Source organism: Bacillus sp. RC242, from assembly GCF_044908245.1.
Lineage (GTDB): Bacteria > Bacillota > Bacilli > Bacillales > Bacillaceae_G > Bacillus_A > Bacillus_A mycoides.
In genome coordinates, this window is record NZ_JBIYCZ010000004.1 from 91,423 (window position 1) to 107,040 (window position 15,618).

General features: G+C 36.3%; 14 protein-coding genes and 1 riboswitch. Of the genes, 10 read left to right on the plus strand and 4 right to left on the minus strand.

All coding sequences use genetic code 11. From position 1 onward, the window contains the following. Window positions 1-48 precede the first annotated feature (48 nt). From cstA to ABH957_RS09545, 3 genes are all read left to right on the plus strand, one after another. Window positions 49-2,124: a carbon starvation protein CstA gene (cstA, locus tag ABH957_RS09535; RefSeq protein ID WP_404511051.1), complete on the plus strand. Its 2,076-nt coding sequence runs from the start codon at window positions 49-51 to the stop codon at window positions 2,122-2,124. Beyond that, window positions 2,117-2,320, plus strand: coding sequence for a YbdD/YjiX family protein (locus ABH957_RS09540; protein ID WP_002184484.1), 204 nt, complete (start codon window positions 2,117-2,119; stop codon window positions 2,318-2,320). The genes cstA and ABH957_RS09540 overlap by 8 nt, the downstream gene beginning before the upstream one ends. 147 nt (window positions 2,321-2,467) lie before the next feature. Continuing rightward, window positions 2,468-3,523, plus strand: coding sequence for a diguanylate cyclase (locus tag ABH957_RS09545; protein WP_404511053.1), 1,056 nt, complete (start codon window positions 2,468-2,470; stop codon window positions 3,521-3,523). 111 nt (window positions 3,524-3,634) lie between these two features. Here ABH957_RS09545 and pdxK read toward each other — a convergent pair whose 3' ends face one another. Beyond that, window positions 3,635-4,459: a pyridoxine/pyridoxal/pyridoxamine kinase gene (pdxK, locus tag ABH957_RS09550; protein WP_002016397.1), complete on the minus strand. Its 825-nt coding sequence runs from the start codon at window positions 4,457-4,459 to the stop codon at window positions 3,635-3,637. Between the two features lie 134 nt (window positions 4,460-4,593). Between pdxK and ABH957_RS09555 the strand changes: the two genes are divergently transcribed. From ABH957_RS09555 to ABH957_RS09565, 3 genes are all read left to right on the plus strand, one after another. Continuing rightward, the gene (locus ABH957_RS09555; RefSeq protein WP_113936147.1) at window positions 4,594-6,165 is read left to right on the plus strand and encodes a GAF domain-containing sensor histidine kinase; all 1,572 of its coding nucleotides are present in this window, start codon (window positions 4,594-4,596) and stop codon (window positions 6,163-6,165) included. 20 nt (window positions 6,166-6,185) lie between these two features. Further along, complete coding sequence (locus ABH957_RS09560; protein WP_002016393.1) at window positions 6,186-6,833, plus strand: response regulator; 648 nt, start codon at window positions 6,186-6,188, stop codon at window positions 6,831-6,833. 190 nt (window positions 6,834-7,023) lie between these two features. Then, a complete protein-coding gene (locus ABH957_RS09565) occupies window positions 7,024-7,650 on the plus strand; it encodes an FMN-dependent NADH-azoreductase (protein WP_404511055.1) in 627 nt (208 codons plus the stop codon). A 57-nt stretch (window positions 7,651-7,707) separates the two neighbouring features. Here ABH957_RS09565 and ABH957_RS09570 read toward each other — a convergent pair whose 3' ends face one another. After that, entirely contained in the window at window positions 7,708-8,379 is a 672-nt protein-coding gene (locus tag ABH957_RS09570; RefSeq protein WP_404442465.1) for a transcriptional regulator YeiL, read from the minus strand. 106 nt (window positions 8,380-8,485) lie between these two features. Between ABH957_RS09570 and ABH957_RS09575 the strand changes: the two genes are divergently transcribed. Then, window positions 8,486-9,181 carry a YjjG family noncanonical pyrimidine nucleotidase gene (locus ABH957_RS09575; RefSeq protein WP_404511057.1) on the plus strand — a complete coding sequence of 232 codons (696 nt, stop codon included), beginning with the start codon at window positions 8,486-8,488 and terminating at the stop codon, window positions 9,179-9,181. 196 nt (window positions 9,182-9,377) lie between these two features. Here the strand turns inward: ABH957_RS09575 and ABH957_RS09580 are convergent, their stop codons facing one another. Further along, the gene (locus ABH957_RS09580; RefSeq protein ID WP_404511059.1) at window positions 9,378-10,607 is read right to left on the minus strand and encodes a chloride channel protein; all 1,230 of its coding nucleotides are present in this window, start codon (window positions 10,605-10,607) and stop codon (window positions 9,378-9,380) included. Between the two features lie 316 nt (window positions 10,608-10,923). Continuing rightward, window positions 10,924-11,028, plus strand: a riboswitch (SAM riboswitch). Window positions 11,029-11,263: 235 nt separating this feature from the next. On the opposite strand from ABH957_RS09580, the gene ABH957_RS09585 reads away from it, so the two are divergent. The 3 genes from ABH957_RS09585 (at window position 11,264) to ABH957_RS09595 (ending at window position 14,884) form a co-directional block, all read left to right on the plus strand. Further along, window positions 11,264-12,562, plus strand: coding sequence for a bifunctional O-acetylhomoserine aminocarboxypropyltransferase/cysteine synthase (locus ABH957_RS09585; protein ID WP_002068601.1), 1,299 nt, complete (start codon window positions 11,264-11,266; stop codon window positions 12,560-12,562). Continuing rightward, on the plus strand, window positions 12,546-13,451 hold the full coding sequence (gene metA / locus ABH957_RS09590) for a homoserine O-acetyltransferase MetA (protein WP_404511061.1): 906 nt from the start codon (window positions 12,546-12,548) through the stop codon (window positions 13,449-13,451). Before ABH957_RS09585 ends, metA begins: the two co-directional genes overlap by 17 nt. A 137-nt stretch (window positions 13,452-13,588) precedes the next feature. Beyond that, window positions 13,589-14,884 (plus strand): homoserine dehydrogenase, encoded by a 1,296-nt coding sequence (locus ABH957_RS09595; protein ID WP_404511063.1) that lies wholly within the window; start codon window positions 13,589-13,591, stop codon window positions 14,882-14,884. 29 nt (window positions 14,885-14,913) lie between these two features. On the opposite strand, the gene ABH957_RS09600 is transcribed toward ABH957_RS09595, so the two are convergent. Then, window positions 14,914-15,540 (minus strand): YczE/YyaS/YitT family protein, encoded by a 627-nt coding sequence (locus tag ABH957_RS09600; RefSeq protein ID WP_404511065.1) that lies wholly within the window; start codon window positions 15,538-15,540, stop codon window positions 14,914-14,916. Window positions 15,541-15,618 lie beyond the last annotated feature (78 nt).

Sequence of the window (15,618 nt, forward strand, 5' to 3'; positions counted from 1 at the left end):
AAAATTTAGTACAATCTCCTCTAAGAAGTAGTAATGGGGGGATTGTACGTGAAAACATTGAAATCAATTTTACTTTGGGGAGTTATTGCAGCGGTAGGAGCATCTGCTTTTGGTGTAATAGCTTTATCACAAGGTGAGACAATTAATGCTGTATGGCTATTAGTTGCTGCTGTATCAGTGTATGCGATTGCTTATCGCTTTTATAGTAGATTTATAGCAAGGAAAGTTTTTGGCCTAGATAGTAATAGGCAAACGCCTGCTCATACGTTAAATGATGGGAAGGATTATGTTCCAACAAATATATGGGTTTTATTCGGACATCACTTCGCTGCGATTGCAGGGGCGGGTCCTTTAGTAGGACCAATTTTGGCGGCGCAGATGGGGTATTTACCTGGAACTATTTGGATTATCGTTGGGGTAGTTATTGCCGGAGCTGTACAAGATTTTGTAATTTTATTTGCTTCGATGAGACGTAATGGTAAATCATTAGGAGAAATGATTAAAGATGAAATTGGTCCTGTTACAGGATTAATTGCGATGATTGGTATTTTAGGTATTATGATAATTTTATTAGCAGTATTAGCTTTAGTAGTTGTGAAGGCACTTGTTGGAAGCCCATGGGGAATGTTTACAATCGCAGCAACAATTCCAATTGCTATTTTAATGGGAGTTTACATGCGTTACATTAGACCAGGACGAGTAGGGGAAGGGTCAGTAATCGGTATTGTTCTACTAGTTCTATCGCTTATTGGTGGACAGTATGTAGCAGAAAATCCAACACTTGCAAGTATGTTTACTTTTAGTGGTGAAACAATTGCTATTATGCTTATCGTATATGGATTCATTGCATCGGCATTACCAGTTTGGATGCTCCTTGCACCACGTGATTATTTAAGTACATTTTTAAAAATAGGAACGATACTTGGATTAGCAATTGGTATTTTAATTGTAGCTCCAGATTTGAAGATGCCGGCAGTATCTAAGTTTATTGATGGAACAGGCCCTGTCTTCTCCGGGAATTTATTTCCGTTCTTATTTATTACAATAGCTTGCGGTGCTGTCTCTGGATTCCACGCTCTCGTTTCATCAGGTACGACGCCGAAAATGATTGAGCAAGAAGGTCATGCACAGCCAATTGGTTATGGGGCAATGTTAATGGAATCATTTGTAGCAGCGATGGCTATGATTGCAGCTTGTGTATTAACACCAGGAACTTATTTTGCAATTAATAGTCCAGCAGCACTGATCGGAACAGATGTATCACAAGCGGCTCAAGTTATTTCTTCGTGGGGATTTGCTATTACACCGAATGAATTAAAAGAACTTGCTGTTAATGTCGGAGAACAGACCATTTTATCACGTACAGGTGGCGCACCAACATTAGCAATTGGTATGGCACATATATTTTCACAAGTAATAGGTGGAACGGCGATGATGGCATTTTGGTACCATTTTGCGATTCTTTTTGAAGCACTATTTATTTTAACAACGATTGATGCTGGAACACGCGTAGGACGATTTATGATTCAAGATATTTTAGGGCATGTGTACAAGCCGTTTGCGAAAACAGATTCCACAATAGCGAATGTGGTTGCTACAACGTTATGCGTATTAGGCTGGGGGTACTTCTTATATCAAGGGGTGGTTGACCCTCTCGGTGGAATTAATACGCTATGGCCACTTTTCGGTATTGCAAATCAAATGTTAGCGGGGATTGCACTATTACTTGGAACGACAATTTTATTCAAAATGGGGAAAAAGGCATACGTTTGGGTAACGCTTATTCCGACTATAGGATTACTTATTGTAACGATGACAGCTGGTTATCAAAAGTTATTTCATGAAAATCCTAAAATAGGATTTCTATCACATGCGAAAGTATTTCAGGGAGCATTAGATGATGGTAAGGTATTAGCTCCAGCTAAAAATGTTGCGCAAATGAAACAAATTATTTTTAATGACTATATTGATGCAGCACTTTGTGGAATTTTTATGATAGTTGTAATTGCTGTATTAATTTCTGCACTTCGAATTTGGATTCAAGTATTAAGAAATAAGCCAATGCCGTTAAAAGAGGCACCATATATTCCAAAAGATGAAAGTGAGTCGAGGAACTATGCTTAAAAATTTACGGAACGTATGGGGAAAGAGAAAGCAATTTATTAGTTTACTTGTCGGAGTTCCAAGTTATGAAACGTATGTAAATCACATGAAATTACATCATCCAGAAGAGAAAATTTTATGTCAAAAGCAATTTTTTGCTGAGGCACAAGAAGCTAGATTTAATGCAAAAGGCGGAAAGATATCGCGATGTTGTTAATGGAGGAGACGAAATTTCGTCTCCTTTTTTATTTTGCTGTTCCACGTGGAACAATATAATAAAAAAGTTTGGGAATTATAGGGATTTCGTAATACAATAACATATAGAAAGGGATAGATGGAAAAGAAAAAGTAGGGAGATTATTTTATGTTTAGAGATCTATTTGTAAATATGACAATCATTCTGTCCTTTATCTTTGTAGGTGCTCAGCTTTTAAGAGATAAGCCATTAAAAGAAGGATTCTCTTTTTGGCAGAAATGTTTGGTCGGTATTTTAACTGGAATATTAAGTATATTATTGATGCATTTTGGTGTGCATATTGAAGATATTATGTTGGATTTACGTTATTTAGCTGTTGTTTTGGCGATTATAATCGGTGGCCCGATAGCTAGTAGTATAACAGTTATGATCACTTTAATAACACGGGTATTTTTTACTGAATATTCTTTAGCCTCTGAATTGGCCTGCTATACTATCGTGGCAATAGGGATTGGCATTACTCTCATTTGGCGGATGAAGATTTCTATATTTACAAAATGGATATGGTTTAATGTGTACAGTTTGTCTATTTTAATACTACCAATTTATATTTTATTTAAGGATATATATGTAGTGGTATTATATTTAATTTGTTGTATTGTAGCGGCATACATCACATTTGTAAGTGCAAGTTACGTATTGCAATCCAATGAATTATTTCAAACGATGAAGCATTATGCAACGATAGATGCATTAACGAATCTAGGAAATGTAAGACAGTTTGATTTCGAGATGAATCGTCATATTGGTAGCAAGCATATGAAAAATGATTCACTTTGTTTATTACTTATAGATATTGATCACTTTAAGTATGTAAATGATACGTACGGTCATCCTGCTGGAGATGAAGTGTTAAAACAACTAGGGCGTATTTTGTTAGAAAATGCACCATTCCCAAATTTAGTCTTTCGAAAGGGTGGCGAAGAGTTTGCTCTGTTGTTACCGAAAAAAAGGGTAGCATTTGGAACTCGTATAGGGGAACAAATTCGACTAGCAGTTGAAAAGCATTCATTTCAACTGCAAAATGGGGAAAAAATTAAAATTACAGTTTCTGTTGGGCTTTCAGAATATAAAAAATCACCTGAGCAATTTATTCAATCAGCGGATGATGCGTTATATTATTCAAAAAGAAATGGTAGAAACAAGGTTAGTTCAGCATCATAGGAATTTGGGGAGTACTTTAAAACATTTCTGTAAAGTAATTAAAACCCACAGAACAATAAATGTTCTGTGGGTTTTAATCTATTTTTAAATTTATTAATAAAAAGCTTTGTGTTAGACAAGTTCTTTCGGTGCAACGAATTTACGGTATGCACCGTGATGTGTTGGTCCTACATATTCGTTAATCTTAAATGAATGACGAATTGCAGCTGTGATGAATTCTTTCGCAGTTTTTACTGCTTCTTTCACCGTTTTTCCTTTTGCAAGTTCTGCTGTAATTGCAGCAGAATATGTACAACCTGCACCGTGTGTATTTGTCGTATCAATCTTTTCTGATTCTAGAAGATCGAATGTTTCGCCGTCATATAACACATCAATAGCAGTTTCTGTGCCTAGTTTGCTACCACCTTTAATCAGTACGTATTTAGCACCTAAAGCATGGATTTTTTTTGCAGCTTCTTTCATGTCCTCAAGAGAATTAATTTTCACACCACTTAATTGATATGCTTCAAATAAGTTTGGCGTTACGACTAATGCCTTTGGAACAAGAACGTCACGTAAGCAGTCATTTGTTTCAGGATGTAACGCTTCATCCGCTCCTTTACATACCATAACAGGATCAACTACTACATTTTCGAAATTGTGCTTTTCAATTGTTTCCGCAACCATTTCGATAATTTCTACTGATCCAAGCATACCCGTTTTTAAAGCATCTACGCCAACGCCTTCAATTGTCGTTTCTAATTGTGGTTTTAATGTAGAAGCTGGGATTGGGAATACGTTATGTGCCCAACCGTTATGTGGATCCATTGTTACGATTGTCGTAAGAGATGTCATTCCGTATACACCAAGTTCTTGGAATGTTTTTAAATCTGCTTGTATACCAGCACCGCCACTTGTGTCAGAACCAGCGATAGTAAGTGCCTTATTTAATGTCATTATGAAAGCCCCCTCAAGTGATATAATGAAAACTATGTTTTCACCATTATATCAATGTTACGAATAAGTACAAAGTGAAAAGTAGATGATTTATGTTAAGTACTATTTAAAATCTTGTATGTAGGAGACGAATTATGTTTCAAGAGAATCGTACAAATGAATTAGTTATATTAAAAGAGATTGCAGAAACGTTAAATACCTCAAATGATACATATCACGTACTTCAAGCTGTGCTGGAAAAGCTGTTGAATGTAACTGGTTTAACGACAGGATGGATTTTCCTTGCGGATGAAAATGGTAGATATACAAAATTAATTGATTACCAATTACCAGAGGGATTGAAATTCGAAAATAAACGACCGATGTGTGAGGGGAATTGCTGGTGCTTACACCGTTTTGTGGAAGGAAAACTAGAGCGAGCAGTTAATATTATTGAATGTAAGAGAATTAATAATGCGATTGAATACAACTGGGGAGATACAGAAGGGATTGTACATCATGCGACAGTACCGCTAAAAGCGGGAGAAGATGAATTTGGCGTGTTAAATGTAGCTAGCCCAGGTAAAACGCATTTTTCGGAAGAAGAATTAGTACTATTACAATCAGTTGCCTTTCAAATTGGAACGGCATTAAAGCGTACAAAACTGTATGAAAATGAAAAGAGAAGAGCTCATTATTATGTAAAGTTAGAACGCTTTATTCAAGCTTTAAGGACAATTCATAAATTTAATGCATTACCAGAAGAGATTGTAATGCAAATAGGGAGCTTATTTCTATGGGAGCAAGTTGTATTCTTTATTAGAGAAGAAAATGAACTAGCTGTGAGAGCTTCTTATAAGAAAGGTGAACTACAAGATGATTTGAGGGCAGCAGCACAGGAAGCGTTGGAAAAAGAAGAATCTGTTTTGTTGAAGCGTCAGGTTGGTAATATAGAGCATCCCAATAGGGCAGTTATCGCTATTCCGATACATATTCAAGATCATATATTTGGAGTATTAAGTGTAAGTTCTAATAATGGAGAATTTGATATAAATACGATAGATGTAGTACAAGCGTTAGCAAATCATATTTCATTAATGATAGAGAACTTAAGATTAAATGAAAAACGCCGCGAACTTGTACGAATGGAAGAGCGTAATCGTTTAGCTAGAGATTTACATGATTCTGTTTCACAAAAGTTGTTTTCATTAACGTTTATGACGAAAGGCGCTGAAGCTGTCTTAAAGGGTCAAAATGAAAAGGTAGATCAGTCTTTGTATGAGATGCGTGAATTAGCACAAGGTGCCTTAAAAGAAATGAGGACATTAATTTGGCAGCTCCGTCCGGCTGGATTAGAGAAAGGGTTATTACCAGCTTTAAAGCAATATGGTGAAAGTTTAGGATTGAAAATTCGGGAACAAGTTACAGGTGTACGTGATTTGCCGCGTGTAGTAGAAGAAGCGCTATGGCGAATTGGACAAGAAGCTTTAAATAACGTAAGTAAGCATGCGAATGTAAGAGAAGCGACGATTTATTTCAAAGTGACGGAGAAAAATGTATCATTAGAAATAGTCGATCAAGGAAATGGGTTTGTAGAAAAGGATATAAAAGAGAAGAAATCACTCGGTATGACTACGATGCGTGAAAGAGTAGAATTAGTTGGTGGAACAATTAAAATTGTAAGTAGTAAGAAACGAACGAGTATAAAAGTAAATGTACCATTATGATGTGAAAATGAGGGAAGTTTGTGAAAATAAAAGTATTGTTAGTTGATGATCATACAGTTGTTTTAAAAGGATTAGCATTTTTTCTAAGCACACAGGAAGATTTTGAATTAGTTGGTGAAGCAAATAATGGGAAAGAGGCGCTAGTGAAAGTAGGCGAAACAAGTCCAGATGTCGTATTAATGGATTTATATATGCCTGAGATGGATGGAATTGAGGCAACAGCTTGTATTAAAAAAGAATATCCAAACGTGAAAGTAATTGTATTGACTAGTTTCTCTGATCAAGCTCATGTATTGCCGGCACTAAAAGCTGGGGCGAGCGGTTATATTTTAAAAGATATCGAACCAGATCAGCTTGTTGAAGCTATTCGAAGCGCGTATAAAGGTAATATTCAATTACATCCAGATATAGCAAATGCCCTTCTTTCTCAAACATTACCACAGGAAGAGAAAGAAGAAGAACCTTCCGTTCAAGTGGATGTATTAACAGCGAGAGAAAATGAAGTATTGCAGTTATTGGCGAAAGGGATGAGTAATAAAGAAATTGCTTCTGTTTTAGTTATTACAGAAAAAACGGTAAAAGCTCATATGAGTAGTATTTTGAGTAAGTTACATTTATCCGATCGCACACAAGCAGCATTATATGCAGTGAAAAATGGAATCGTATAAGACAAAAGTCGTAAGACCTAGTTCGCCTTTAGAAGGTGGACTTTTTTTATGGAAAAATACGTCTATGTGAGGACGTAATTGTTTTGATATAAAGATAAAATGTATTTGTAAGCAACAATAATTATAAGGGAGTACCCTTTTTCGTAAGTGATATATAACAACATAAGAGTGAGTAGTAGGAGGAAAAACAATGGCAACAGTTTTATTTGTAAAAGCAAACAACCGCCCAGCGGAACAAGCAGTTAGTGTGAAATTATACGAGGCATTTTTAGCAAACTATAAAGAAGCGCATCTAAATGATACAGTGGTAGAACTTGATTTATATAAAGAAGAATTACCATATGTAGGCGTAGATATGATTAATGGTACATTCAAAGCAGGTAGAGGATTTGATTTAACAGAAGAAGAAGCAAAAGTGGTAGCAGTTGCTGATAAGTATTTAAATCAATTCTTAGAAGCTGATAAAGTAGTTTTCGGTTTCCCGTTATGGAACTTAACGATTCCGGCCGTATTACACACGTATATTGATTATTTAAACCGTGCTGGTAAAACGTTTAAATATACACCAGAAGGTCCAGTTGGGCTTATTGGAGATAAGAAGATTGCGTTATTAAATGCACGCGGTGGCGTATATTCTGAAGGACCAGCAGCTGATATGGAAATGGCTGTAAAATATGTAGCGAGCATGATGGGCTTCTTCGGCGCAACAAATATGGAAACGGTAGTTATTGAAGGACATAACCAATTCCCAGATAAAGCAGAAGAGATCATTGCAGCAGGTCTTGAAGAAGCGGCTAAAGTAGCAAGTAAATTTTAATTTAAATTATAATCGCCACTCAAAAAACAGCATTAACTTTTATGTTAATGCTGTTTTTTATATTTTTAGCTCGTCAGCAAGTTTTTCTAATTGATTTCGATCTTGTATATAATATGTTCGCCCTTCCTTTTTTAAGTAGTTTTGCTGGCAAAACTGGTTTAATACATATAAAAGGTGACGGTAGCTGACATTTAAGTATTCCGAAGCCTCAGTATGTTTTTCTGTATAACTGTTATTTTGTTCTGTTAATAGAATAAAAGCCGCTAATTGATTTTCGAACGGATAACTATTGTTTTTGGCGTAACTTTCTGTTCGGGTAATTGTTTTTTCGCCGATAAATTTGCATAGTTTCTGTAGAAAGGTAGCATCTTGCAATAAAAGATGCTGACAATCTTTAAGAGGAAGCGCTAGGCAAATACAATCTTCAATCACCTCAACCGCTTTCGTAACAGATTCTACGCCAATTAATCCTAATTCCCCAATGAATGAAGGTGCTTGAATAAAATTAATTAAAGAAACTTTCCCATTTTTATGGCTCATATATATTTTGGCTTTCCCGGAAATTAAGTAATAGAGATAAGGGAGGTCGATTCCCTCCTTACATATCCTTTCTTTCTTTTGAAAAGAATGTAGTTCAGCATACGGTAAGACATCAAAAGAAAAAAGAGTATGGAAGTTATAAGTTTGCATGTAATGAGAGATTTCTTCGCTATTTTTACTGACTTTCATGTTTTCACCTCATGTTTAGTATGAGATATCTCCTATTATTTTTACAAGGAAGAATGATACGATTTATGTAAATTTGTTTTTGTAGAAAAGAGAGTGTGAGGGGTTTATGAAAAAATATAAAACATTGCTATTTGATGTAGATGATACATTGTTAGATTTTCAGAAGGCAGAGAAAGTGGCGTTACGTATGCTCTTTGAAGAGAAAGGGATTCCTTTAACTAGCGAGGTTGAAGCGCAGTATAAAAAAAATAATAAAAGCCTTTGGGATGCTTTTGAAGAAGGTGAAATAAACCGTGATGAAGTCGTAAATACACGATTTTCGATTTTGTTTAAAGAGTACGGGGAAGAAGTAGATGGGATATTATTCGAAAATAATTATCGTATCTACTTAGAAGAAGGAAACCAACTCATGCAAGGTGCATTTGAATTTATAAATCAAATCCAAAGTGAGTATGATTTATATATAGTGACAAACGGTATTTATAAGACGCAAGATAAACGTTTACGTAATGCAGGATTACATTCATTGTTTAAAGATATTTTTGTTTCTGAAGATACGGGATTCCAAAAGCCGATGAAAGAGTATTTTGATTATGTTTTTGAAAGGATTCCTAATTTCGCTTTTGAAGAAGGGCTCATTATTGGGGATTCGTTAAGTGCCGATATTAAAGGTGGATATGTAGCGGGAATTGATACTTGTTGGTTTAATTCAGAAAAGAAACCAAATAATAGCGAGATTGTGCCAACATATGAAGTGCATAGTTTTGAAGCGTTATACGCGCTATTAAAGCAGCATGTGTAATAAAGTGAAACTTTAATCAGTGTGGATTTTGGCCATCCCCCACTGATTATTAGCCTTCACCAATCGGGCAGTTACGGGCAGTTATCTCCCACCCAACTCCCTCGCACTTGCCGGATTTTGAGGTGGGAGTCTTACTGCTCGCAAATAGCGGGATAAAAACAGGCAGTGGAACTTTTGTCCCTACTGCCTGTATGTATTAGTTTGTAGCTTCATTGTTTTTAGGAAGCGGAAATGCATTCCCAATCGCTGCTGCCCCGAGCATCGGTAATAATAAATTGAGCGGGAAAAACATGAGTAATAGTAATGTTATAGCTATTGGTTTTCTTAATGAATAGCTTGAAATAGCTGTCGTGACGATGGCTACAGAAGCTATTGGATCTATAGGGATAATAGAAGCTATAGCATATCCGATACTTGATCCAGCAAATATAATTGGGAAAATATGTCCGCCGCGCCAACCCGTATTTAAACAAACGGCAGTAATACATAATTTTAAAATTCCTGAAAGAAGTAGTACCCAGAAGGATAAATGGCTCCATTCAACAACTAAATCTTTTAATTGATGTTCCCCTGAAAATAACGTGTACGGGAGAAAAGTTCCTGTAACCCCTAATAAAATACCGCCTATAATTCCAAGTGATACCTTGTATTCCCTGAAGGGGTGGATTAATTTCTCTAATGTGAATTCTAATTTGAAATAAAAGAAACCAACTATAGCACCAATGCTAGCAAGTGGTAGAAAGGCGATCCATTCATTAAGAGCAAGAGACCCTTCCCCAAAATCAACAATAAAGGATCCACGATTATCGAGTTTACTAAGCAATAAATAAACGGAAAAACCAGCAAAAGTGGTAGCTAAATATACGATTGCTTTTTTTCCTTTTGAAAATTCATTAATTTGCTTATCCTCATTTTCATTCGGAGCTAAATAACCGAATAATGGTGCATTAAAAATAACACTTAAAGTGGCACCAATTCCAACCTCTGTTAGTTCATTCATTCCCTTTAAAGCAAATTTAAAGCGATCTCCTACCCATGTACAGAGTCCACCGATAATTCCAACAAGTGCAGCTTCTGGTCCTAAACTAGCTCCAAATATTAAAACGATAATCGCAGTTAAAGTAGCTTTATGTACAAAACGGTATTCAATTCTACCTGTTTTTTTATATTCAGCCATCACTTCCGGCATAAGACGTGGATATGTACCGAAGTATTTTTGTGTTAAACCAACGAGGATACCACCGATGATTGTTACACAAATGGTGTAATAAGGGGGAGAAGAGAAAAGAGTAGGTAAGTATCCCCAAATAAAGTGAATTCCGATATTTATTGTGACTAAAAATGACCAGACCGTGACTCCGACTATAGAGCCTAAAAGAATGCCATATAGGACGAGTATATGGTGCATGTCCTTTTTATTTGTCATGTTGTACCTCCGTTATGTAAATTTTCATGTAGAAAGGATTAAATATGCTAGTGTGAATTGAATATATATATAGTATCTTTTTGAGGGGGTGGCTTATTCAATATATTGGGATCTCATGAAAATTTGAAACCAACGCGGTTAAACCACTTATTTAATTCTATATATGGATTGGAGTTTTTAAAAGGTCTTTTTCAAATGAATATGGAATATATTTCTTTTATTGTTTGTATTAAATTTCTTGCATTTAATTTAGAACATTCAGAAAAACTATTTGACATCAGGAAATTATTGCTATAAAATCAACGGTAATTGCATAGTCTTATCAAGAAAAGGTGGAGGGACAGGCCCGATGAAACCTTGGCAACAGCCGTATAACGGAATTGTGCCAAATCCTGCAGGTAATAATCCTGAGAGATAAGAAAGATCCTTTAGAGCGTGTTTTCAAACTGCTCCTTTCTTGTTTTCAGGAAAGGGGCAGTTTTTTATTTTGCATAAAGTGAAACTTTAATCAGTGGGGGTTTTGTCCCTCCCCCGCGGATTATTAGCCCACACCAATCAGGTAGTTATCTCCCGCCTAACTTCCTCGCATTCGCCGAATTTTGAGGTGGGAGTCTTACTGACCGCAAATAGCGGGATAAAAGAAAGGAGAATGAGAGATGGGAGAATCATGGGGGAAAGGAACGATTTGTGTGCAAGGCGGCTATACGCCAAAAAATGGTGAGCCGCGTGTTTTGCCGCTTTATCAAAGTACAACGTATAAATACGATACGTCAGATGATTTAGCAGCACTATTTAATTTAGAGGCAGAAGGATATATATATACGCGTATTGGAAATCCTACTCTAGCTGCATTTGAGCAGAAGTTATCAGATTTAGAAGGCGGTGTAGGGGCTGTTGCAACAGCTTCTGGGCAGGCAGCCATTATGCTTGCGGTTTTAAATATTTGCAGTAGTGGAGACCATTTACTTTGTTCTTCAACTGTTTACGGAGGAACGTTTAATTTATTTGGAGTGAGTTTGCGAAAGCTGGGCATAGATGTTACGTTCTTTAATCCTAATTTAACGGCAGATGAAATTGCGGCACTTGCTAATGATAAGACAAAACTCGTTTATGCAGAGTCGTTAGGAAATCCAGCAATGAACGTTTTGAATTTCAAAGAACTTTCAGCGGCAGCAAAAGAATTAGAAGTACCTTTTATCGTTGATAATACATTGGCGACGCCTTATTTATGCCAGGCGTTTGAACATGGGGCAAATATCATTGTCCATTCTACAACGAAATATATTGATGGCCATGCAAGTTCTCTAGGTGGGATTGTAATAGATGGAGGGAACTTCGATTGGACAAATGGAAAATACCCTGAGCTTGTCGAACCTGACCCGAGTTATCATGGCGTAAGCTATGTTCAAAATTTTGGAGCAGCAGCGTATATTGTGAAAGCACGCGTTCAGTTATTAAGAGACTACGGAAACTGTATGAGCCCATTCAATGCATATATTAGCAACATTGGCCTGGAAACATTGCATTTACGAATGGAGCGTCATAGTGAAAATGCTCTCGAAGTTGCTAAGTGGCTTGCTAATCATGATCGTATTGAGTGGGTGAATTATCCAGGGTTAGATAGTAATGAAAATTACTCGTTAGCACAAAAGTATTTGAAAAAAGGTGCTAGTGGAGTTTTAACATTTGGTATTAAGGGCGGATTAGAAGCAGCGAAAGAATTTATCGCAAATGTAAAGCTTGCAACTCTTGTAACGCATGTAGCTGATGCAAGAACTTGTGTAATACATCCTGCTAGTACGACGCACAGACAATTAAGCGCAGAAAATCAGCGTTTAGCTGGCGTTACATCTGATTTAATCCGTTTATCGGTCGGTATAGAAGATGTTTCTGATATTATTGCAGATTTAGAAGCGGCGCTAGTCGGAGGCAAACAACATGCCGATCATAATTGATAAAGATTTACCAGCTCGCAAAGTATTGCAGAAGGAAAATATTTTTGTAATGACGAAGGAGCGAGCAGTAACACAAGATATACGTGCTTTGAAAATTGCTATATTAAATTTAATGCCTACAAAGCAAGAAACAGAGGCGCAATTACTTCGTTTAATTGGAAATACGCCGTTGCAATTAGATGTACATTTACTTCATATGGAATCGCATCTGTCTCGCAATGTAGCGCAGGACCATTTAACGAGCTTCTATAAAACATTTCGTGATATTGAGGATGAAAAATTTGATGGACTCATTATTACAGGAGCACCAGTTGAAACTCTTTCTTTTGAAGAGGTAGATTATTGGGAAGAGCTTGAACATATTATGGAGTATTCAAAAACGAATGTAACATCTACGCTTCATATTTGCTGGGGGGCACAAGCAGGTTTGTATTATCACTATGGTGTGCCGAAGTATCCTCTTGCGGAAAAAATGTTTGGTGTATTTGAACATGAGGTTCGCGAGCAACATGTGAAATTGTTACAAGGGTTTGATGAAGTGTTTTTTGCTCCGCATTCTCGTCATACAGAAGTAAGAGAGAGTGATATTGAAAAGGTGAAAGAATTAACGTTATTAGCCAATTCTGAAGAAGCAGGTGTTCATCTTGCTATTGGGCAAGATGGAAGGCAAGTTTTCGCACTCGGACATAGTGAATACAGTTGTGATACGTTAAAGCAAGAATACGAACGGGACTGCCAAAAAGGGTTAAATATTGATGTGCCAAAAAATTATTTTAAACATAATAATCCAAATGAGAAGCCACTTGTTAGGTGGAGGAGTCACGGGAATTTATTATTCTCTAATTGGTTGAATTATTACGTGTATCAAGAAACCCCTTATGTATTGTAAATGATTGTGTAACACGTGGTAGCGTTTTCCTTGTAAAGATTAGCCTTTATTTTTCCGAATGTTCTAAATTCATTGTTTTTCAGATTTTTCGTCTATATAATTCATCTAAACACAATTTTTGAGGGGTGGACAGTATTATGAAAGAAATTCAAGTGGGGTTATTAGGTCTTGGGACAGTTGGTAGTGGTGTAGTTCGTATTATTACAGATCATCAAGAACGACTTATACACCAAGTAGGTTGTCCAGTGAAAGTAACGAAAGTATTGGTGCAAAACATTGAGAAAGAGAGAGAGGTCGACGTGCCTTCTACTCTATTAACACAAGATGTGAATGAAATTTTAGATAATCCTAATATTGATGTTGTCATCGAAGTGATGGGTGGCATTGATGATGCAAAAGCATATATTTTACAAGCTTTACAAAGTGGGAAGCACGTTGTGACTGCAAATAAAGATTTAATGGCGTTACACGGAGCGGAATTATTAGCGGTAGCAAAGGATAATAAGGCTGATCTATTTTATGAAGCAAGTGTAGCGGGAGGAATTCCGATTTTACGAAGCATCGTAGAAGGACTTTCTTCAGATCTTATTACGAAAGTAATGGGAATTGTAAATGGAACGACAAATTTTATTTTGACGAAAATGTCAGACGAAGGGAGAGCATATAACGACGTGTTAAAAGAAGCTCAGCAGCTTGGATTTGCAGAAGCAGATCCAACATCAGACGTAGAAGGTTTAGATGCAGCAAGAAAAATGACGATTTTGGCTACTCTCGGTTTCTCTACAAATGTAGAGCTTGGAGATGTGAAGGTAAAAGGGATTACTTCTATTACAGCAGAAGATATTGAATATAGTAAGAGCTTAGGCTATACAATTAAATTAATTGGTCTTGCAAAAAGAGATGGTGAAAAATTAGAGGTTACAGTTGAACCAACGTTACTTCCAAATGCACATCCTCTTGCGGCAGTACAAAATGAATATAATGCTGTGTATGTGTATGGTGAAGCGGTAGGAGAAACGATGTTTTATGGTCCGGGAGCAGGAAGCTTACCGACAGCGACAGCTGTTGTGTCAGATCTAGTTGCTGTAATGCAAAATATTAGGTTAGGTGTAAACGGAAATAGTGCTGTAGTCCCGCAATATCAAAAGGTACTAAAAGAGCCAGATGAAATTATTGTGAAAAAGTTTTTAAGACTTCATGTGAAAGACGAAATTGGTGTATTTGCAAAAATTACATCATTGTTCTCTGAACGCGGTGTTAGTTTTGAAAAGATCATTCAAATGCCACTTGAAGAGAAAGGGAAAGCAGAAATCGTAATTGTAACGCATCGTGCTTCTCTTGCGGATTATGAGTACATTCTACATACATTGCAATCGTATGAAGAAATAGATTGTGTGAAAGCAAATTATCGAATTGAAGGAGATGCTAAGTAGTATCCCTTCTAATAAAACGAAAAAACCTATTAAGCGGCTTGCTTAATAGGTTTTTTTCTATTTAAAATCTGCGTACCAACTTGAATAAAAGCTTGAATAATCCAACCTGTTGTAAAGGATAAGATAATTGTTCCAAAATAGATTGGCCCATCTAATAAGAAGCTTAATGTTAAAAATAAAAAAGCTAATGAAATTTCTGTTCTTCTAAATGTCCATTTCTTTTTCTCAGCAACAGTTAAAACGAAAGCCTCTTGAGGTGCTGCGCAAAGGTTAGTAGAGACGTAAAGACCAATTCCGGCTCCGACGAATAGATTTCCGCAAACAAGTGTTATATATTTTGGAAGAGAGCGGATAGCATCCATAATAGTCGTAATAGAACCAACCCAATCAACTAAAAGAGAAATAAGAATCATTGTGACAATTGTGCCGATTGTAATTTGTTTTTTGTCCCAAAAGAGTACGATCAGGGTAAAAACAAAGTTAATCATGAAAATCCAAAAACCAATACTTATCCCAAAATTTTGATATAGTGCAATAAAGAAGGAATCATAAGGGCTAAGTCCAAAGGAAGTAATTGTCGTCATCATATTAATACCGATGGCGAGAATGAGTAAACCGCCAATGAAAAATATATATTCTAGTTTGAATCGAAGCATAGTTGTATATCCTTTCAAAATGTATTTGCTAAGAAAGGATATACTGTGGAAAGCTTACCAGGTCAAGCGGGAATTTTT